This window comes from Terrabacter sp. AAH1 (assembly GCF_054456855.1).
In genome coordinates this window covers 104,893-124,308 of the sequence record NZ_JBTJJV010000005.1, presented here as the reverse complement: position 1 = coordinate 124,308, position 19,416 = coordinate 104,893, and the positions used below count along the sequence as shown (strand labels likewise).

Below are 19,416 nucleotides of genomic sequence, written 5' to 3'. Positions count from 1 at the left end.
GCCCGACGTGAGAGCACTGACTTGGCACGGCATCGAAGACGTCCGCGTGACCGACGTACCCGACCCACGGATCATCGACACCACCGACGCCATCGTGCGCGTCACCTCCACGGCGATCTGCGGCTCCGACCTGCACCTGTACAAGGTGCTGGCGCCCTACCTGCAGCCCGGCGATGTGCTGGGGCACGAGTTCATGGGCGTGGTGGAGGAGGTCGGGCCCGACGTCGCGACCTTGGCACCGGGTGACCGCGTCGTGGTCCCGTTCAACATCTCGTGCGGTCGGTGCTGGATGTGCCAGCGCGGCCTCTTCGCCCAGTGCGAGGTCACCCAGAACACCGAGCAGGGCAAGGGGGCGAGCCTCTTCGGCTACACGAGCCTCTACGGCGCCGTGCCGGGAGGACAGGCGCAGTACGTCCGGGTGCCGCACGCGGACTTCGGGCCGATCGAGCTGCCGGCCGAGCATCCCGACGAGCGCTTCCTCTACCTGTCGGACATCCTGCCCACGGCCTGGCAGGCGGTGGAGTACGCCGAGGTGAACGGCAATGACACGCTGGCGGTTCTGGGTCTGGGCCCTGTCGGCCAGCTGGCGGTGAGGAGCGCCCTGCATCGCGGGGTCGGGCGGGTCATCGGTGTCGACCTGGTGCAGGACCGGCTCGAGCTCGCCCGGAACACCGGCGCCGAGGTGGTCGACGCCTCCGACACCGACGTGGCGCAGGCTCTCAAGGACCTGACGGACGGCCGTGGCCCGGACGCCGTGATCGACGCCGTGGGGATGGAGTCCCATGGCAACCCCTGGTCGGAGAAGGCGATCGGGGCGACGAGCCGCATGCCCAAACCGATCGCTCGGGGTGCGATCGAGCACTTCGGCATCGACCGGCTGTCCGCGCTGCACACGGCCATCGCCTCGGTGCGCCGCGGTGGCACGCTCTCGATCAGCGGCGTCTACGGCGGCATGGCCGACCCGATGCCGATGATGGACCTCTTCGACAAGGGGCTCACCATCCGCATGGGTCAGTGCCACGTGCGCCGCTGGAGCGACGAGCTGCTCGACATCGTGCGGGGTGAGGAGGACGTCCTCGGAATGGAGTCGTTCGCGACCCACCACGCCTCGCTGGAGGATGCCCCGGAGCTGTACAAGCTCTTCCAGGAGAAGCAGGACGGCTGCCTCAAGGTCGTCCTGTCCCCCTGACCGGGAAGACCCCTCGACGGAAGGAGAACCGATGAGCGTCACGAGCTTCCAGGACCTGCCGCTGGCCGACCGCAACCGCGAGTGGGACGGCGACGCCGCCGAGAAGCGGGTGCGCAGCTGGGCGGGCGCGGAGGACGGGCCGAACGAGAAGTACCGCGATGCGCACGTCTGGTACGACGCCGGGAAGAAGGAGAACTTCACGGCGTACAAGCTCCTCATCGCCGACGTCGTCGACGGCCGGCTGCGCGCCGTCCCCCGCGGCGTCATGGCTGCAGCGGCGGTGATGCAGGGATCGCGCGGTGGCGTCGACCTTCCGGACAAGGACCGTGACCGAGTGCGCAGCCACCTGGCGAAGTACTACGCCAAGATGGACGAGGACCCCCCGTGGGAGCGGGACGACGGCTGAGCCGTTGCAGGGCAGGGGCGCCGACCACGGGGTCGGCGCCCCTGCTCGTCCTGCTGCCTCCCGCGCCGCCGCGGATCAGAACACGGCGCCACCGCCGGTGACGCCGAGCACCGTGCCTGAGACGTAGCTCGCGTCGGACGGTGAAGCCAGGAAGACGTAGGCCGGTGCGACCTCCCCGGGTTGCCCGGCGCGACCGAGCGGCGTGTCGGCACCGAACGTCTCGATCTTCTTCGCCTCCCTGGTCGCCGGCTGCAGCGGCGTCCAGATCGGACCCGGAGCCACCGCGTTGACTCGGATCCCCTTGGGACCCAGTGCCGCCGCGAGATTGACGGTGAGGTTGTTGAGAGCCGCCTTGGTCGCCGCATAGTCGAGCAGCGCCGGCGACGGGTCGTAGGCCTGGATGGACGTCGTGTTGATGATCGACGATCCCGGCCCGAGGTGCGGCAGGGCCGCCTGACAGAGCCAGATGACGGCGTGCAGGTTCGTGCGGAGCACGCGTTCGACGTGCTCCGGCTGGAGTCCCTCGAGCCCGCTGGGCCCGCGGTCCCAGTGGTAGCCGGCGTTGTTGACCAGCACGTCGAGCCCTCCGAGACCGCGCACGGCATCGGCGACCACCTGGAGACACGCCTGACGGTCGACCAGGTCAGTAGGCAGCAGCACGCACGACCGCCCCGCCTCCTCCACGAGGCGTGCAGTGTCCTCGGCATCGGACTGCTCGGGCGGCAGGTAGCTGATCGCGACGTCCGCGCCCTCACGGGCGTAGGCGATGGAGATCGCGCGCCCGATGCCGGAGTCGCCACCCGTCACGAGGGCCCGCAGGCCCTCGAGCCTCCCGTGGCCCACGTACGTCTTCTCGCCGTGGTCGGGCACCGGGTGCATCTCGCTCGTGAGCCCGGGCGGCTCCTGCTGCTGGGCGGGAAAACCGCCCTTCTCGTCGTGGCGCACGAGCTGCTCCGCGCGGTCGGCGATCTCTGACACGGCACGTCCTTCGTCCTGAGGTCGGGGCTCCATGCACGGTCCGTACCCACCGCTCCGCCGGGGCAAGCGGACACCTGGACCGGCCCTCCTGAGGCCACCTCCCATTGCATACGAGACGAATCCGTGCAATGGTCGAAGTGGCCGAGCGGTCCAACGACAGCGCCGACTCCGTCGCCCATTCCTTGGGAGATGTGTGATGTCGTTCTCCGAGTCAACCGACCCCGCCCTGCTTCGCCCGTCGTTCGCCGAACGTGACGCCGAGACCACCGAGCTCTTCCGACGACTCTCCGTCGCCTCGGAGCACGAGGCAGAGCACCTCGTCGAAGAGATCACCTTGCTCTACCTCGACCTGTGCACCCGCATGGCCGCCCGCTACGACGGCCGGGGCATCGAGCACGACGACCTCGTGCAGGTGGCCCGTCTCGCGCTCGTCAAGGCGATCCGCCGGTACGAGCCCGGCCACGCGCCGTCGTTCGCCGCCTACGCGGTGCCGACGATCAGCGGCGAGCTGAAGCGGTGGTTCCGTGACCGTGGCTGGGTCGTGCGACCACCGCGTCGCCTCCAGGAGCTGAGGGCGAACGTCAACACGACGCGGGCCGCACTCGAGCAGCAGTCGGGCCGGACCCCGAGCGACGCCCAGGTCGCCGACGCGCTCGGGGCGACGGTCGACGACGTGCGAGAGGTCGACGTCGCGGCCACGGGTTTCAGCCCCCTGTCCCTCGACTGCAGCCCGGCCGACGACGACCGGCCCGGGCTGGAGTCCTACCTGGCCTGTGACGACCACGCCCTCGAGAGCGCAGACGACCGCGTCTGCCTCACCGAGGCACTCACCGAGCTCGACGACGAGGAGCGCGAGCTGCTCCTCATGCGCTACGTGGAGGGCATGACCCAGCGCGAGATCGGTGACGCCCGGGGCATCAGCCAGATGCAGGTCTCGCGCACCCTTCGACGCATCACCGTGCGCCTGCACGACCACCTCGTCGACGAGGGGGCCGTCGAGGGCCACGCCGAGGAACCACCGCTGACGACTGCCTCCTAGCGTGGCGGCCCCCGCGCCCGGTGGCAGGTGTCGTGACCTCACCTGCCTCCGACGAGCAGGAGCCTCCAGCGCCCACCAGCAAGATCCGTGGGTCAGCCGGGCTCGGCCGGGTACGAGGCCGTGGTGAGGACGACACCGATCCCGCAAGACGCACTCTCCTGCAGCGACCGTGACGAGGTCGCCCGCGCGGCGCGGCTGCTCGCCGCGGAGCGCGAGCTCACTGCCGAGCACGTGCGCGACCGGATCCGCGCGGCGGCCTCGCATGCCGGCATACCGGCCGTCCGCTTGGCGCGCCTGGTCATCGAGGACCGCGCCGCCGCGTCTGGTCGGCTCAACGCTCGACCGGTCCACGAGCCGCCACGAGACGCGCCACGAAGGCAGCCCGTGCAGCAGCCCGGGCGCGAGACCGCAGGCCCGCAGCCGCGTGGGTCGTCGTGGGCGCGGCGGCAGGCCTGAACGCGCCCGCGGGCGCCTCGGGCCAGTGGAGCCGCGTGCCACGCGAGACGCCCACCCGGAACCCGGGACCGAAGACGGCCTTCCCCGCCGTCTCGCACTCGCGGCAGCCCGGCAGGGCCATGCGCAGAGGGGCGACGTCCGGACATGCCGGCACCCACGAAGCGGCGCCTGTCGTCCGCTGTCGGCCGCTCATTCGTCCGCCGTCGTGACGTCGTGCGGCATCCCGACCGGCTTGGACTCGGGTGATCCCCGCTCTCGCAGGTAGATCGCGAAGACGGCCATCGAGCCGATCGCGAGCATCTCGGACTGCCAGTTCTGCAGGGTGCGTGACCAGAAGTCGGGACCGGTGACGTAGTCGCCCAGAGACACCGGGTCGAGGAGATCACGCATTCGCTGCTCGTTCTCGGCAACATGCCCCGTGACGGCCTGCGCGAGCCACGACAACACGAACACCACGGTCATGGTGATCACGAGGGAGTGCGAGTAGACGGCACGGCGCCAGCCACCGATTTGCGCCCAGCGGGGGGAGTCGGGCCTGGCGAACCGGCCGACGAGCTGCTGCTCGTCGGTCTCCCGCCCGGTGTCCCCCGGCTTCCTCGACTCGGAGGACCCCCGCTGGACGAGCCAGATCGTCAGCAGGATGTACAGCGTGAACTGGAGGTACTCCGACTGCCAGTTCTCGACGAGGTCCACCATGAACGACGAGGACCCGACGTAGCGGACGAACGAGATCTCCTGCACGCCGTCGGTCCTCGCTGTCTCGTTGTACTCGGCCGTGCCTGCGACAGCCTGCCCGAAGACGAAGAGGAGAAGCAGCACGCCGAACACGATCGTCAGGCTGTTGTGCCGCCAGGCGGCCCGCGGTCCGAGCTCGTGACGCCTGCTCATCGGCTCGCCAGCCCGACCGCGAAGGCAGCGGCCAGGCCCGCTGCGATCACCAGCACGTAGGTCCAGAACATGACTTTCACGTCACGCCCCCTTCACTCTGCACTGGTAGGGCACGGCGTCGTCGGCGGCGTCGCGGGTGCAGCCGGCCGCCGTGACCCTCCAGCCGGTGTCGAAGTGGGCCAGGAAGAGCACCTGGTTGTCCATGACCACCTGTGCACCGTTGATGGCCACCGAGACCGACGTGATTGTGGAGGCGGGACGGGGGGACTCCGACTGCAGTCCCTCGGCGCAGTCTCCGTCACCATCCTGGATCACCTGTTCCAGGGTGCGCGGCGCCAGCAGTGCGCAGGCGGCAGTCGGGTCGGTGCCTGCGAGTCGGGCGAACTCCGTGGCGACCCGCCGGGCCTCCGGCTCGTCGACGGACGAGCACGCCGTCAGCGCCGGTGTCACGATGAGGGCGGCAGCGACAGCCGCAGCCCTGCGGAGGGTCGTCATCACGCAGGATCGATACCCCCTCCGGACCGACCAAAACTCCGACGTGGAAGTCGCGGGATCGGCGCCCTTCCGAGGGGTCCGATCGGGGCGCGGCACGCGGCGACCAGCACGCGCGCCGGCTCGTCCCTCACGTCACGTCGGCTCCCGCGCGCTCGACGAGGATCGCCAGGCGCGCCAGCGCCTCCCGGTTGCGCTGGTCGAGGGCGACGTCGCGCAGGATGCGTGGGACGAGTAGCGCCGGGCCCTTCTTGGCGTCCTCCTCCATCGTGACCTCGGTGTCATCACCCTGCTGACGGCAGGTGACCCGGACGACCCCCTCACCCGACGGCCAGGCGCGCACCGTCAGCTCGAGCAGGGTGGGCCGCTCCGAGCGGACGACCGTGGTGAGGTCGTTGATGAGGAGGGGCCACGCACCCACCGAGTGGTGGATCTCGGCGCCCTCCTCGGGCCAGTCCGGCGTGACGTCACGCACGCGCGAGGCCCCGACCACCCACTGGCTGTAGCTCCACCCGTTGGCCAGGACGTCGAAGACCCGGTCGGGTGAGGCGTGGATGATGCGCTTGGTCGTGCTCACGATCGCCTCCATGGTGTGCGGATTCGGTGGTGCCACAAGGCTGCTCTCGCGGCGTTGGCGCCGCAGGCGCCGTGCACCCCGCCGCCGGGGTGTGCCGAGGCCGAGGCCAGGTAGAGGTTGCGGACGGGCGTCTCAGCCCGCCCGGAGCCGGCGACAGGACGGAAGACGAGCTGCTGGTGAAGCCCTGCCGTGCCGCCGTTGATGGCGCCCCCGACCAGGTTGCCGTCCATCGCCTCGAGCTGTCTGGGGCCCAGCACCCGTCGCGCCGTGATGCGGTCGCGAAAGCCGGGGGCCCGGCTCTCGATCCGCGCCTCGACGCGCTCGGCCATGGCCTCGAGGTCGGCGTCGTCCCAGGTGCCGCGCACGGTTGGGAGCCCGTCGCCGGCCGTGGCGGCGTCACCCCGGACGCGTTGCGGCACATGGGTGTACGCCCAGAGCGCCTCGCCCCCGTGCGGCACGCGCGTGGGGTCGGCAACGCCCATCTGTCCCACGAGCAGAAAGGGCCTCTCGGGCACCAGTCCGGCTGCGACCTTGGCGCCGGTCAGTGACAGCTGGTCCAGGGAGTCGGCGATGTGCACGGTGCCCGGCACGGCGTCGGGCGTATTCTCCCAGGGGACGGGGCCGTCCAGCGCCCAGTCGACCTTCACCGTGGACGGGTCCCACTCGAACCTGTCCATGCGGTGGCGCAGCCGGGCTGGCAGGTGGTCCCACGACACGAGACCGCCGTAGAGCGCCGGCGCAGACACATCGGCGAGGACGGCGCGTCGCGCGGTGATCTCCCGCGACGGCGTGCGCACGGCGACCGCTCGTCCGCCGTCGACGCGTACGCCCGTGGCGGGCTCACGCAGGCACAGCTCGCCGCCCTTCTGCTCGAGTCGGCGCACCATCGCGCCCGAGAAGCTCGCGGCACCGCCACGGGGCACGGGGAAGCCGACGCTCTGGCCGAGCAGGACGAGGAGCAGGCCCATGGCGCCCGACCCGGGAGCCTCCAAGCCGATGTCCGCGTGCGCCGCGTTCCCGGCGACGAGCAGCCGGGCTGCCTCCCCGCCGAAGAGCGTCTCGACGAGGGTGCGTGCGGGCATGAGCATCTCGCGCACGAGCTCGAACCCTCCCGGGCGCAGGACCTGCCGGGCGACTCCCGCACCTCCTCGAACCGGGGGGAAGGGGGTCAGGAGGCACTGGATGAGGTCGTCGCCGACGCGGTCCCACGTGTCGCAGAGCTGCAGCCACGCCTCGCCGTCGCCCGGGAAGTCCGTGTCGAGGGATGTCGCGGTGTCGTGCCGGTCGCGGTGCAGGACCCCCCACCGACCGTGCGGGAAGGAGTGCCCGACGACCGACGGGGCCTGCACCCACTCCAGGCCGTGCTGCTCGAGCTCCAGTCCCGCGATCGTCGGCGAGCCTGCCGCGAGCGGGTAGAAGGAGCTGAAGGTGTCGTGCACGTGACCGGGTGCGACGCTGTCGTCGCTCCAGACCGCCCCGCCGGGACGCTCCTGCTCCTCGAGCACGACGACCGACCAGCCCGCGTCGACGAGCAGGTTGGCGGCCACGAGTCCGTTCGGGCCGCTGCCGATCACCACGGCGTCCGTCGTCGTCACGTCGTCCTCTCACTGGCGGGGCGCTGCCGCTGGTGTCCTACCCCGGCCACCCGGCCACCAAACGCGTTAGAAGCGGGCACGCGACGGGCACGGGACAAGGGTGCAGACATCATCGGGAGGTGCGGCCCGCGGCCCCCTCGTCCTCGTGACGGGTGCTTCGAGCGGGGTGGGGCTGGCCACGGCTCTCCGTCTCGCGCGGCAGGGCCGGCGTCTTGCCCTGCTGGCGCGGGGCGAGGGACCGCTCGAGCGCGCGGCCGAGCAGTGTCGGGCCGTCGGAGCCCCATGGGTCGGCGCCCTCGCGGTCGACGTGCGCGACGACGCCGCTGTCGGCAACGCGGTACGCGAGCTCACGGCGTCGCAGGGTCCGCTCGACGCCGTCGTGTCCAGCGCGGGCGTCGTCGCCTACGGCCGGCTGGACGAGCTGCCGGCCGCTACGTTCGACGGCGTCGTAGCCACCAACCTGCTCGGCTCGGCGAACGTCCTGCGGCACACGCTGCCCGGGATGCGTGACGCGGGCGCCGGCGCCGTGGTGCTGATCGGCTCGATGATCGGCCACATCGCCGTGCCCACCATGAGCGCCTACACCGTGAGCAAGTGGGGCGTGCGAGCCCTGGCCCGCCAGGCCGCGCTCGAGAACCGCGACGTCCCCGGGCTCCACGTGTCCTACGTGTCGCTGCCGGGGGTCGACACCCCGATCTACCGGCAGGCAGCGTACGTGGGCGGCCCGGCGGGGCGCCCACCGCCCGTGGTGTGGTCGGCCGACAAGGCGGCCTGCGTCGTCGTGCATGCGCTCGACCGCTCGCGACCGGTCGTGCACGGCGGTGCGTTCGACGGCGTCACGCGTCTCGGTTTCACGCTGCTCCCCCGCGTCTACGACGCCTGGGTCGGCCCCCTCTTCGACCGCTTCGCCTCCGATCCCTCGACCCACCTGCCGCCGCAGGAGGGCAACGTCGAGCGCAGTGTCCCGGGGGGCAACCGCCTCGGCGGCGGACACGGTTCCGGGCTGCGGGCGGCCTTCTCGACGGTGGCGGGCCTGCTGCGCCGCCGCGGCTGAGCCCGACCGCCGGCCGGGTGCGCGGGCGACTGGCTCGCTCAGACGACGAGCGCCTGCGTCGAGACCTCCTTGATCTTCGCGTTGGCCCACGTCATCTGCCGCTTCGTCTCGGCCTGGCACCGTGTCGCCAGCTCGACGAGCTCGTCGTGCACGATCGCCTGGGCCGCCTGGCCGACCATCTCCCAGTCGGTGAGCACGCCCGAGGCCCGTAGGTAGACGTCCTTGAGGTCTCGCACCATGACGAGCTCGGCGTCCTTGGAACGACCCGTGCGCTCCGAGGCCCAGCGCCGGGCCCGGTCGACCAGCGGCGGCGTCCCGTCGGGAGCCGGCTCGAGGTTCTCACCGAACTGCTCTGCCACGCGGGCGATCTCGCGCACGTGACGCAACGACCAGTCGGCGAGGTCATAGCCGAGGTGCTGGATCTCATGATCGACATGGTGCTCGTAGGCCAGTTGCATGAGGGTCCTCGCCAGCTCCGTCTCGTCCTGGTGCAGGTCCCGCAGGACGATCCCGATCTTCATCACTGCTCTCCTCCGGCGGAGTGGTCCACCACGGCCGCCCGCGGCGTCACGGGTGTCGACGAGAGCCCGACCGGTGCAGGGGACGGGGAACCGTCCCCGTCGGCCACCTTGCTCACCGAGCAGGCCGCCGTCTTGAAGATCGGCTGCTTGGATGCGGCATCCCAGTCCGTGAGCGTGAGCTCGTTGGCCGCCCTGCCGTGCTCTCCTGGACGCCACCCCTCGGGAGTGTCCCAGTAGCCGTAGTGGAACGGCAGGAAGACCACTCCCGGGCGTATGCCGCTGACCCGCACCTTCGCGCGGACCGCGCCTCGTGCCGTGCGCACCTCCGCGAGGTCGCCTTCCGCGATCCCGAAAATGGTGGCGTCGTGTGCTGACAGCTCGACCCAGACTTCCGGCGCCGCGGCCTGCAGCTCGGGTGCACGGGCGGTCCGGGTCCTGGTGTGGAAGTGGTAGACGGTGCGGCCGGTGATCAGCTGGAGCGGATGGTCGTCGTCGGGCATCTCGTGCGGTGAGCGGTAGTCGGCCGCCTTGATGACGGCGCGACCGAAGGGGTTGAGGGCCCGGTAGTCCTTGGCCTCCAACGGCGCCCCGGTCACGAGGTCGCGGCCGTAGCTCTCGCACTCCTCGGGTGACGCCCAGAAGACGCCACCGGCATACAACCTCTCGGTGCCGTCGGGGGCGCCCTCGGTGCAGGGCCACTGCACCCCGCCGTCCCGCAACCTGTCGTAGCTGAGGGCGCTGTAGTCGCACGGCCTGCCGCGGCTGCACTCGCGCCAGGCGTCGAAGGCCTCCTGGGGCGTGCTCCACTTGACCAGGGGGCCACCGTCCTTGTCCCGCAGGTCCATCCGGCGGGCGAAGTCGACGAAGATGTCGAGGTCCGAACGCGCCTCACCCGGAGGGTCGACCGCCTGCTCCGAGAGGTGGACGGTCCGGTCGACGTTGGTGAACGTGCCCGTCTTCTCGCCCCACGCGGCTGCCGGGAGCACCACGTCGGCCAGCTGCGCGGTCTCGGTGAGGAAGATGTCCTGGACGACGAGGAAGAGCCGGTCCTGCGAGAGGATCTCGCGCATCCGGGCCAGCTCGGGCATCGAGACCGCCGGGTTGGTGCCCGACACCCAGAGCAGGCGGATCGAGCCGTCCTCGACGTAGCGCATGATCTGCATCGCGTGGGTCGGCGGGGTGGCGTGCGGGATCTGCTTCGGCTCGATGTTCCACACCTTCGCCAGATCGGCGACGTGGTCCGGGTTGCTCCAGTTGCGGAACCCCGCCATGTCGCCGTCCGCACCGCACTCACGGGTGTTCTGCGCCGTCGGCTGCCCGTTCATCTGGAGGATGCCGCATCCCGGGCGACCGATCATGCCGCGCACGAGGTGCACGTTGTTGACCTGCACCGCGGCGGCGGTGGCCTGGTGCGACTGGTAGAAGCCCTGCAGGACCGTGGACACGAGTGCCTCGGCTTCGGCCAGCAGACGCGCCGCCGCTCGGATCTGGTCTGCCGGCACGTCGCAGATCGCGCTCACGACCTCGGGCGTGTAGCGCTCGACGACCTTGCGGAGGCCGTCGTAGCCCACGGTGTGGCTGCTCACCCAGTCATCGTCGACCGCGCCGGTGACGACGAGCTCGTGGAGCAGGGCGTTCATCAGCGCGACGTTGGTGCCGGGCCGCGGCGATAGGTGGACCGTCGCGACCTGCGCCACCGGTGTCGGCCGCGGGTCGACGCACAGCAGCTTCGGGGGGTCGTCGCCCGCGAGCCGGTCGAGGATGCGCATCCAGAGCACCGTCTGCGTCTCGGCCACGTTGTGCCCGAAGAGCGCGATGACGTCGGCGTGGTCGATGTCGGTGTACGAGCCGGGCTGGCCGTCGCTGCCGAACGACTCCTTGAGTGCCTCGGCCGCCGTCGCCGTGCACAGTCGGGTGTTGCCGTCGACGTGGTTGGTGCGGATGCCGCCGTGCGCGACGAGCGCCAGCGTGTAGTACTCCTCGAGGAAGAGCTGACCGGTCGTGTAGAAGCCGACGGCGCTCGGTCCCTGTTCGTCGAGGAGCGCTCGCGTCCGCTCGACGAGGGCGCCCATGGCCTCGTCCCAGGTGGCCTCGACGAGCACGCCGTCCCGGCGCAGCAGTGGTCGAGTGAGCCGGTCGGGAGACTGGATCGCCTGCCACCCGAAGAGATCCTTCGGTCCGAGGCGGCCGTGGTTGACGCGGTCGTCGGGCCGTCCGCGGACGCCGACCATGCGGCCGTCACGGACGGCCACGTCGAAGGCGTCCCCGTTGGAGTGCAACGAGGAGGCGGTCTGCACCCACCGCTCGACGTCCTCATCGCGTATGCCGTCGGCCAGGTGCGTGTCGACGCGGACGGGCCATCGCCCGCCCCTCGCGTACGGTGTGCGCTCGCCCCAGACATCGACGATGCGGTCCTCGGTGGGCACGGGCGGTCCTCCTTGTCGGCGTCGACCCTGTGCCGTCGGCGAGCGGCCGGTCAGGTGAGGACCGCGGTCGGCCCGTCAACGCCCGCTTACCCCTCGACAGGCTCTTCGGTCGCGGGGAAGGAGGCCAGGGGACGACCGGCGAGAGGTCAGCCCTCGAGGTCCCGGGCCGTCCGAGGGAGCGCGCCCGTGCGCGCGACGTCGTCGGCGACCAGACGCAGCTTGACGTTGAGGTTCTGGCTGGCGGCCCGCAGGAGCGCGAAGGCTTCGTCCTCGGTGACCTTGTGGACGTTCATGAGGATGCCGATCGCCATCCCGATGCGTCGGTTGCTGGCGAGGGCCTCCTTGAGGTGGGCCGCCTGTTCAGCGTGGCCCGCATGCATGAGGAGCACCCGCGCGTGGTCGGCGAAGAGGGCACCGGCGATCAGCCCCTCCCCCTCGAACGCCCGGGGAGTCCCTCCGTACAGGTTGAGCGCGCTGCGTTCCGGGTCGTCGCCGAGGTGGAAGGAGAGGATCGAGCGCACTGGCGTCCGTTGGATGGTGAGGCGGCTGAAACCGGGCCACCTCTCGTCCGAGGCGAGGTCGGGGATCCGGACCGGGTCGTCCTCCTTGGCCGCGACGAGGCAGGGGCCGTCGCCGAGGGCGTACTGCAGCTCGTCGACCGTCATGGCGATGCGGTCGGTCGCGGCGAGGCTGCGCGGGTTGCGCTGCACCGGCCAGACCGTGACCCCGGCCCAGTCGCAACCGGGCACCCAGGCGACGGCGAGCTTCACGAGGCGCTCGAGGGCGTCGGCACCGTCACTGCCGTCACCGAGGTACTCGTTCAGCGCCACGAACTCCGACGCGAGATCGGCCGGCTCCGCGCGAGGGTCCATCGCCGCCCTTTCCTTGACACGAGGGCGCACTCGAGGCACCGCTGGTCTGTGGCTCCCGGTTCGAACCACCTCAACCCTAACGTGTGCCGGATGTCCTTCCCAGCCTGGTCGGGCGAGCCGGGGCGTCGGGCGGTAAGTGCGGGTCAGAGCGGGTGAGGTGCGGGTCAGTGCGGGTCGCCGTGCAGCTGGCCTCGGCGAAGGGCCTCGTCGTGCCCCGCCACCCGGCGACGGCGTCGGGGCCAGAACACACCGAGGGCGATCATCCCCAGGCCGAGCACGAGGTGCAGCCAGTCGTCCGCGGCGTTGACCGGGACGACGTTGGCGCTGGACTCCTTGTCGACGAGGAGGCCGTAGAGCCAGAGGACGAGGTAGACGGCCCCGCCGCCGACGAGATAGCGGCGCGCACCGGTCCACGACCTCGAGGCGGCCACGCCGACGACGCCGAACAGCAGGTGCACGACGTTGTGCAGCACGGAGACCTGGAAGAGTCCGATCAGCTTCGCATCCGATTGGTGGCCGGCGAGGCTGAGGTCGTTGTAGTTCGTGGTGATGCCCGGGATGAAGCCGGCGACGCCGACGAGCAGGAAGACGATGCCGACCGCGAGAGCCGCGCCCTGCAGGGTGGTCCGTCCCGTACCGGTGGCCCGGGCGTGTGACGTTCGGTCCATCTGATTTCCTTTCCGGCCGTGATACGGGGGCCGCGCGACGACGGTCGCGCGGCCCCATGGGCTTCCGTGATGCGCAGGTTGCTCCGCTCCTGGCGCCGCGCGCTCAGCCCTGGGTCTGGTCCCTGACCGAGGAGGCCGAGTCGGCGGCGCTGTCGCGCACGTCGCTCGCGGCCTGCTGGCCCTGCTGCTTCACGTCGTCGGCGGCCGAGACCGCGGTCTCCTTGACCGACTGGACCGCGTCCTGGGCGGGCTGCTTCAGGTGGTCCGCCGACTCGCTGGCGACGTCCTTGACGGTGGACTGAGCCTGCTCGAGGACCGGCTGTGCCTTCTCCTTGGCCGACTCCGCGAGCCTGCGCTCCTTCTCCGACGCGGGGAGCAGGGAGCCGACCAGCCAACCCGCCGCCAGAGCGACGAGGCCGGCGCCGATCGGGTTGCCCCGCGTCTTGCTCTGGACGCTGTGTCCCGCCTGTTGTGCCGTGTCGGCGACGCCGTGGGCGACGCCGGAGGCTTGGTCGCCCACGCCGTGGGCGACGTCGGACGCCTTGTCGCCGGCACCCGACGCACTGCCCATGACGTGATCACGCAGGCGGCTCGCCCGTCCCTTGACCTTCTCGGCCTGGCGGTGGGCGATGTGTCCCGGTGACACCGACTCGCCGAGCGCGTTGACGTCGCGGCTCAGGCCGGCGCGGGTGCGCTCGATGTCGGCCCGGATGGCGTCCGGGTCCTTCGTGGACGGTGCGTTCACCACCGGCTCGCTCACGATCGGTGCGTTCGTCACGGGGTCGTTCGTCGTCGGGTAGTCGGTGCTCATGAGGTCTCCTCGTTTCCCTTCAGCGCGTCCGGGACCCTCTTGGCGGTCTCGGTGGTGCGCGGCAGTCCCTGGATCTGCTTGCTGTTCCTTCGACCGGCGGCAGCCAGCACGGCGGCGACGATGCCCCAGACGGCCATGACGATCACTGCTGACCAGCCTCGGCTGTCGAGGGCGCTGGACAGGAACTCCCATACGGCGATGGACAGGAAGAGCAGCGTCATCCAGCCGGCGAGGGCCGCGGCGCCGAACTGTCCGGCCGCCTTGCCGGCGCGTCTGGCGGAGTCGCGCACCTCGGCCTTCGCCAGCTCGACCTCCTGGCGCATCAGCGTGCTGAGGCCCTGGGAGATGTCGCCGACGAGCTCGCCGATGGAGGCGTGCTCGGCCTTCTCGTGGGAGCTCTCACGAGCGCCCTCGTAGGGTCCGGCGTAGGAGGTCCCCTGCGTGCCGAGGCCGCCGCCGAGCTCGTCTCGGGGAACGGTGCTCATCGGCGAGCCTCGCTCTCCCCTTCGGCGTACAGGACATCGGTCTGGTCGGTGCTGTGCTCCTCCGTCACGCCGTCGGTCGCGGTGGTCATCGCGTGGGTGTCCGTGTCGCGCACCCCGACGGTGTACGGCTCGCTACGCACCGGGGACACGTCGGGCGGCAGACCCACTGTGGTCGTGGAAGGCGCTCCCGCGCCACTCGAGTAGCCGCCGGCCCGGAAGGGAGCCGCGCCACCTTGCGTGCCCGAGCCGTAGCCGGCCGGACCGGAGGTCTGCTGGTCGGGACCGCCGGCGGTGAGACCACGGGTCATGCGGCCACCGAGCAGGCCGAGGGCCGCCGCACCGAGAAGGAAGGCGCCCGGGCGCCGTCGTGCCATCGAGCGCACCTCGTCGAGGACGTCACCGGGCTGTTTGCCGTCCAGCCAGTCGGCGAAGGACGACGCGCGGTCGGCCGCCTGGTGAGCCGCCTCCCCCGCGATGCCCTGCTGCTGTGAGCCGGAGGCCATCTGCCGCAGCTCGTCCGCCAGGGAGCGCAGCCCACCCACGGCGCGCTGGCCCTGGGAGGACGCCTGGCCGTCGAGCTCGGATCGCAGCTGGTCGAAGAGCTGGCGGAGCTGGGTCGTGGCTTCGGAGACGACGTCCCTGGCGCCCGCAGCAGCGGTCTCGGCGACCTGCCGCCCGCTGTCGGCCGCGTCGGACGCCACCGACTTCGCCTCCTCGGCGGCAGCTGCCGCCGTTGACGACGATCCTTGGCCGCCGGTCGAAGCGGAGCCGAGCGAGGTGGTCCCGTGTCCTCCGGTCGCAAGGCCCGACGTCGTGGGGGTCCCGGAGGTCAGGTCGTCTGGAACGGTTGTCTCATACGGTCGTTCGGTCATGGATCCTTGTCCCTTCATCGGTCGCCCTTCGCGGGCCCCGTTCTCGAGCTCGACGTGGCGGGCGTGCTGTCACGGGGTTGGGGTACCCACCGGCATCTGGCTCAAGCCCACTTCGAACACCTGATCTGGATTCGGCGACATCGGGTACGACACACCAGTTGTGGTGTGCCCCTCCGACCCAACGGACCGGGTCGCGCCAAGCATGCGCCAGTTCGCGACTTCGCCCATTTCGCAAACCGATTCACCGCCGCAGTGACGGTCTGGCCGAGGGCAATGCGCAGTTCCACACCGCGCTGATGGACGCCGAGCCGCCGACCTCGGCCGGCCCGTTGCCGCTGCCGGTGAGACCACCGGTCAGCGCAGGACGCCAGAGCTCGTCACAGCCTCGATGGAGAGGGTGCGGTAGCCCATGGCGTCGAAAAGGACCGTGATGCGGTCCTCCTCGACGGCCATGACGATGCCGTCGCCCCAGTCGTCGTGCGTGACGGGCGCGTCCAGCTCGAAGGGCCCGTTGCTCTGGCGCCGGGCCAGTGCCGTGCCGGCCTCGCAGCGGTCGCACCTGCCGCACGGCTCGCCCAGGTGCTCGCCGAAGTAGCCGAGCAGGAACTGGCGCCGGCAGCCGCTCGTCTCCGCGTAGCCGCGCATCATCTCGATGCGTGAGCGGATGAGCGCCTGGTGCGCCTCGGCTCGCTCCACCGCGGCGGTCACGGCCTCCGCGGTGGACACGTCGCGGGCGTGGGCAACCTTGCCGCGCCGCACCGTTCGCAGGGCACCGACCTGTTCGAGCAGGTTGACAGCTCTCGTTCGCACGGTCCGCGAGAGCTCCGTGGCGCGATCGAGCTCGCGCGTCCCCACGGGTCCGTCAGCGTCACGCAGCGCCTTCGAGACGCGCCTGAGGGCGTCCTCCGGTGCCCTCGCTGCCGTGAGGAAGGCGTGCAGGTGCAGGTCCTCGGGGCGGTAGAACAGCTCTGCCGCCGCCGGCTCACCGTCGCGGCCCGCCCTGCCGATCTGCTGGTAGTAGGCATCGAGCGAGTCGGGCGCCGCCGCGTGCAGCACGAAGCGCAGGTCCGGCTTGTCGATGCCCATCCCGAAGGCCGACGTCGCCACGACGACCGCAGCCTCGTCGGAGAGGAAGGCATCGTGCACCGACTCACGGCGGGCGGCCGTCATGCCGGCGTGGTAGGCGGCAGCGCGCGCACCACGGCCCGCCAGCTCCTCCGCCAGTCGGTCGGCGTCCACCCGTCGGCTGACGTAGACGATGCCCGCGTGGCCGTCGGCGGTGAGTTCGACGGCGCGCTCGACCACCGCCTGGCGCTGCTCGTCGGCCTCCGTCAGCAAGGCGACCCGGAGCCGGAGGTTCGGGCGGTCGAAGCTCGTCACGGTCTCGGCCACCTCGCGCATTCCGAGGCGCTCGACGATGTCGTCGCGGACCGGCCGTGCTGCGGTGGCCGTCAGCGCGACGACGGGAGGGTGCCCGAGCCTCTCGACGACCGGCCGCATCCTCAGGTAGTCGGGCCGGAAGTCGTGTCCCCAGGACGAGACGCAGTGTGCCTCGTCGACGACGAAGAGCCCCGGGCGGGCGCCCGCCAGACGCTCCACGGCGTCGTCGCCGGCCAGCTGCTCGGGTGAGAGGAAGACGTAGCGGGCGTCGCCCTGCGCGAGGGCGTCCCACGCTGCCCGACGCTCGCCGGCCGACTGGAGCGAGTTGACCAGGAACGCCCCGCCCACACCGGCCCGGTCCAGGGCCTCGACCTGGTCGCGTTGGAGCGCGAGAAGCGGTGAGACGACGACGGCTGGGCCGTCGACGAGCAGGGCCGGGAGCTGGTAGATGGCCGACTTCCCTGCCCCAGTGGGCAGCACGGCGAGCAGGTCCCGTCCAGCGAGCACCTGTTCCATCGCGTCGAGCTGGTAGTCGTGCAGCCGCTCCCAGCCGAACGACTCGGTCGCGACGCGCTGCAGGTCTTCACGGGTTGTGGGGGGCACGGGCCACTCCTACCCTTCGCGACGCTGCCGCGAGCGGCCGGGCAGCTCCTCGACGGGCCGGCATGGTGCCGGGTGGGTATGGGGGCACTGGACCGCAGCCGGGTCCTGCACCGACAGACCACAACCAGACCACCCACCCATCACTGACCGAGCACCCCGAGGAGAGCGCCATGTCCAACGACGCCATCGTCCTGTTGAAGAACGACCACCAGGAGGTGCGCAAGCAGTTCCGGGCCTTTCGCAAGGCCGACCTCACCCCGGTGCAGAAGCAGACCATCGTCGACACGATCCTCGAGCTGCTCACCGTGCACACCTACGTCGAGAACGAGGTGATGTACCCCAGGGTGCGACAGCTGCTGCCCGACCTCGAGGACGACGTGCTCGAGTCGTACGAGGAGCACCACGTGGCCGACGTGCTGTGCATGGAGCTCGCCGCCATGGACGCCACCGACGAGCGCTTCGACGCCAAGACGACCGTCCTCATGGAGAACGTGGAGCACCACATGGAGGAGGAAGAGCAGGAGTGGTTCCCCAAGGTGCGTGAGGGGCTGGGCCGCAAGCAGCTCCAGGAGCTCGGTGAGGAGCTTCTCGCAGCGCGGAAGAAGGCCCCTCGCCGGCCCGAGCAGCCGAGTGCCATGAAGAAGGCGGTCGACGCCGTCATCTCCTGACGTCGCACCGTTCGAGGACCAGCCGAGGGGGTAGGGACTCGGCATGAACCCATCCCCTGCAACGACCTCGTCGAGCCCCGCGGTCGGTCTCGTCGAGCGACTGGTGGAAGGCCGCGCGTCGCTCGACGCACCGGCCGACGCTCTCGCCCCCATCGCCGCTCACCTCCGTGGCACGGGCGCGTGGCGGCGCCTCGTGACGGGTGAGGCCATCGGGCACGCCGCGCACCCCTTCCTCACCGACCTGCCCATCGGCTTCTGGACCTCCGCGGCGTTGCTCGATCTCGTCGGCGGGCCGGGGGCGGCCAGCGCCTCCCGGCGCCTGGTCGCTGCCGGACTGGCCTCGGCGCCTGCCGCGGCGCTCACCGGCGTGGCCGAGTACGCCGGAATCGGCCCGAGACCCCGGCGTGTGGCCCTCGTGCACGGGGGCCTCAACGTCCTGTCGCTCGGGCTGTATGCCGCGTCGTGGGCAGCCCGGCCGCGCCACCGCAGCCGAGGAGTCGCGCTGGGACTGGCCGGTCTCACGGTGGCTGGGCTGTCGGCGTACCTCGGTGGGCATCTCGCCATCGGCGAGAAGGTGGGCACGACCACGGCGGTGGCGCCCAGCCCCGACGACGTCGGCGTGCTCTGACCCGGCCGGACTCGCGGCTCACCCTCCGGGGCCGACGACGTCCTGCCCGCCGTCGTCCTGCTGGCCCTCGTACGTCGCCACCACGGCGCGGGCGAGCACCGCGAGCGGGACGCCGGCCCGTGCGGCGGCCTCGCCGAGTCGCGTCTCGGCCTCGTCGGGGTCCACGGCGCCCTGGGCGATCAGCACCCCGATGGCGACATCGATCACCCGCGCGTCCCTGAGGTTGCCCACGCTCTGGGTCGCCTGGACCCTCGTCTGGAACTCCAGGTCGGCGTTGTGGACCGCCCCCTGTGGCCAGGCGCCGAAGAGCGAGGCGAGCTGCTGCACGTGCCCGTCGAACGTGCGGGCACCGGAGCCGTAGAAGTTGGCGCCGCCGGTCACGACGCCGTTGCGCATGAAGGGGAGGGAGAGGGTGCTGCGCACCCCGTAGGCCGCCGTCGCCTGCGCGAACGACCGCCAGCTCTCCTCGTCGAACAAGCCATCCGCGCTCGTCTGCACAACGGTTCCGGTCTCGGTGGCCACGGTGCACGGCCCCGCCTCGAGGTACTGCATGCCGTCGAGCACCGCCACGTCGAGGTCACTGGCGACGTAGGTGAGCACCAGACCCTCCACCAGCAGGCCCAGGCTGACGCCGACCAGCTCCGGAACGCTCCGCTTGGCTTCGTCGACGAGCTGGCGCAGGTCCTCCCGAAGGTCCACGTCGCCGTAGCTCTCGAGCTCCGTGAGTGCTTCACCGGTCTCTCGAGTCGGCTCCATGCCAGTGACCTACCCAGTGGAGCAGCGATCATGCCCGCTGGCGTCTGAGCGG

The 19,416-nt window shown here is 71.2% G+C and carries 21 protein-coding genes; 7 read left to right on the top strand and 14 right to left on the bottom strand.

Annotated elements, in window-relative coordinates; translation table 11 throughout:
• Positions 1-7 precede the first annotated feature (7 nt).
• Both ACXR8F_RS10370 and ACXR8F_RS10365 read left to right on the top strand, forming a co-directional pair.
• Positions 8-1,189, top strand: coding sequence for a zinc-dependent alcohol dehydrogenase (locus ACXR8F_RS10370; protein WP_458800222.1), 1,182 nt, complete (start codon positions 8-10; stop codon positions 1,187-1,189).
• Positions 1,190-1,220: 31 nt separating this feature from the next.
• Positions 1,221-1,595 (top strand): hypothetical protein, encoded by a 375-nt coding sequence (locus ACXR8F_RS10365; RefSeq protein WP_458800220.1) that lies wholly within the window; start codon positions 1,221-1,223, stop codon positions 1,593-1,595.
• A 75-nt stretch (positions 1,596-1,670) separates the two neighbouring features.
• Here the strand turns inward: ACXR8F_RS10365 and ACXR8F_RS10360 are convergent, their stop codons facing one another.
• Positions 1,671-2,606 carry an SDR family oxidoreductase gene (locus tag ACXR8F_RS10360; RefSeq protein WP_458800218.1) on the bottom strand — a complete coding sequence of 312 codons (936 nt, stop codon included), beginning with the start codon at positions 2,604-2,606 and terminating at the stop codon, positions 1,671-1,673.
• 163 nt (positions 2,607-2,769) lie between these two features.
• On the opposite strand from ACXR8F_RS10360, the gene ACXR8F_RS10355 reads away from it, so the two are divergent.
• A complete protein-coding gene (locus tag ACXR8F_RS10355; RefSeq protein WP_458800216.1) occupies positions 2,770-3,612 on the top strand; it encodes a sigma-70 family RNA polymerase sigma factor in 843 nt (280 codons plus the stop codon).
• Positions 3,613-3,735: 123 nt separating this feature from the next.
• Positions 3,736-4,068, top strand: coding sequence for a hypothetical protein (locus ACXR8F_RS10350; RefSeq protein WP_458800215.1), 333 nt, complete (start codon positions 3,736-3,738; stop codon positions 4,066-4,068).
• 189 nt (positions 4,069-4,257) lie between these two features.
• Here the strand turns inward: ACXR8F_RS10350 and ACXR8F_RS10345 are convergent, their stop codons facing one another.
• The 4 genes from ACXR8F_RS10345 to ACXR8F_RS10330 form a co-directional block, all read right to left on the bottom strand.
• Complete coding sequence (locus ACXR8F_RS10345; protein WP_458800212.1) at positions 4,258-4,956, bottom strand: DUF6766 family protein; 699 nt, start codon at positions 4,954-4,956, stop codon at positions 4,258-4,260.
• A gap of 81 nt (positions 4,957-5,037) precedes the next feature.
• Positions 5,038-5,454 (bottom strand): hypothetical protein, encoded by a 417-nt coding sequence (locus ACXR8F_RS10340; RefSeq protein ID WP_458800210.1) that lies wholly within the window; start codon positions 5,452-5,454, stop codon positions 5,038-5,040.
• Between the two features lie 124 nt (positions 5,455-5,578).
• On the bottom strand, positions 5,579-6,025 hold the full coding sequence (locus tag ACXR8F_RS10335; RefSeq protein ID WP_458800207.1) for an SRPBCC family protein: 447 nt from the start codon (positions 6,023-6,025) through the stop codon (positions 5,579-5,581).
• Positions 6,022-7,620, bottom strand: coding sequence for a phytoene desaturase family protein (locus tag ACXR8F_RS10330; protein WP_458800205.1), 1,599 nt, complete (start codon positions 7,618-7,620; stop codon positions 6,022-6,024). Before ACXR8F_RS10330 ends, ACXR8F_RS10335 begins: the two co-directional genes overlap by 4 nt.
• Positions 7,621-7,765: 145 nt before the next feature.
• On the opposite strand from ACXR8F_RS10330, the gene ACXR8F_RS10325 reads away from it, so the two are divergent.
• Positions 7,766-8,674, top strand: a complete 909-nt coding sequence (locus tag ACXR8F_RS10325) for an SDR family NAD(P)-dependent oxidoreductase (RefSeq protein WP_458800203.1) — start codon at positions 7,766-7,768, stop codon at positions 8,672-8,674.
• A 38-nt stretch (positions 8,675-8,712) separates the two neighbouring features.
• Here the strand turns inward: ACXR8F_RS10325 and ACXR8F_RS10320 are convergent, their stop codons facing one another.
• The 8 genes from ACXR8F_RS10320 to ACXR8F_RS10285 form a co-directional block, all read right to left on the bottom strand.
• Positions 8,713-9,195 carry a hypothetical protein gene (locus ACXR8F_RS10320; protein WP_458800201.1) on the bottom strand — a complete coding sequence of 161 codons (483 nt, stop codon included), beginning with the start codon at positions 9,193-9,195 and terminating at the stop codon, positions 8,713-8,715.
• Positions 9,195-11,621, bottom strand: coding sequence for a molybdopterin oxidoreductase family protein (locus tag ACXR8F_RS10315; RefSeq protein WP_458800200.1), 2,427 nt, complete (start codon positions 11,619-11,621; stop codon positions 9,195-9,197). The genes ACXR8F_RS10320 and ACXR8F_RS10315 overlap by 1 nt, the downstream gene beginning before the upstream one ends.
• 146 nt (positions 11,622-11,767) lie before the next feature.
• Positions 11,768-12,493 carry an ANTAR domain-containing protein gene (locus tag ACXR8F_RS10310; protein ID WP_458800198.1) on the bottom strand — a complete coding sequence of 242 codons (726 nt, stop codon included), beginning with the start codon at positions 12,491-12,493 and terminating at the stop codon, positions 11,768-11,770.
• A 164-nt stretch (positions 12,494-12,657) separates the two neighbouring features.
• A complete protein-coding gene (locus ACXR8F_RS10305) occupies positions 12,658-13,161 on the bottom strand; it encodes a DUF4383 domain-containing protein (protein WP_458800196.1) in 504 nt (167 codons plus the stop codon).
• A gap of 103 nt (positions 13,162-13,264) precedes the next feature.
• Positions 13,265-13,972 carry a DUF3618 domain-containing protein gene (locus ACXR8F_RS10300; protein ID WP_458800194.1) on the bottom strand — a complete coding sequence of 236 codons (708 nt, stop codon included), beginning with the start codon at positions 13,970-13,972 and terminating at the stop codon, positions 13,265-13,267.
• Positions 13,969-14,457: a phage holin family protein gene (locus tag ACXR8F_RS10295; RefSeq protein ID WP_082081111.1), complete on the bottom strand. Its 489-nt coding sequence runs from the start codon at positions 14,455-14,457 to the stop codon at positions 13,969-13,971. The genes ACXR8F_RS10300 and ACXR8F_RS10295 overlap by 4 nt, the downstream gene beginning before the upstream one ends.
• Positions 14,454-15,158: a hypothetical protein gene (locus tag ACXR8F_RS10290; RefSeq protein ID WP_458800192.1), complete on the bottom strand. Its 705-nt coding sequence runs from the start codon at positions 15,156-15,158 to the stop codon at positions 14,454-14,456. Before ACXR8F_RS10290 ends, ACXR8F_RS10295 begins: the two co-directional genes overlap by 4 nt.
• 525 nt (positions 15,159-15,683) lie before the next feature.
• The gene (locus tag ACXR8F_RS10285; protein WP_458800191.1) at positions 15,684-17,312 is read right to left on the bottom strand and encodes a RecQ family ATP-dependent DNA helicase; all 1,629 of its coding nucleotides are present in this window, start codon (positions 17,310-17,312) and stop codon (positions 15,684-15,686) included.
• A gap of 170 nt (positions 17,313-17,482) precedes the next feature.
• On the opposite strand from ACXR8F_RS10285, the gene ACXR8F_RS10280 reads away from it, so the two are divergent.
• Positions 17,483-17,980 carry a hemerythrin domain-containing protein gene (locus ACXR8F_RS10280; protein WP_458800189.1) on the top strand — a complete coding sequence of 166 codons (498 nt, stop codon included), beginning with the start codon at positions 17,483-17,485 and terminating at the stop codon, positions 17,978-17,980.
• Positions 17,981-18,023: 43 nt separating this feature from the next.
• The gene (locus tag ACXR8F_RS10275; protein ID WP_458800187.1) at positions 18,024-18,608 is read left to right on the top strand and encodes a DUF2231 domain-containing protein; all 585 of its coding nucleotides are present in this window, start codon (positions 18,024-18,026) and stop codon (positions 18,606-18,608) included.
• An 18-nt stretch (positions 18,609-18,626) separates the two neighbouring features.
• Here the strand turns inward: ACXR8F_RS10275 and ACXR8F_RS10270 are convergent, their stop codons facing one another.
• Positions 18,627-19,364 (bottom strand): ANTAR domain-containing protein, encoded by a 738-nt coding sequence (locus ACXR8F_RS10270; RefSeq protein WP_458800185.1) that lies wholly within the window; start codon positions 19,362-19,364, stop codon positions 18,627-18,629.
• Positions 19,365-19,416 lie beyond the last annotated feature (52 nt).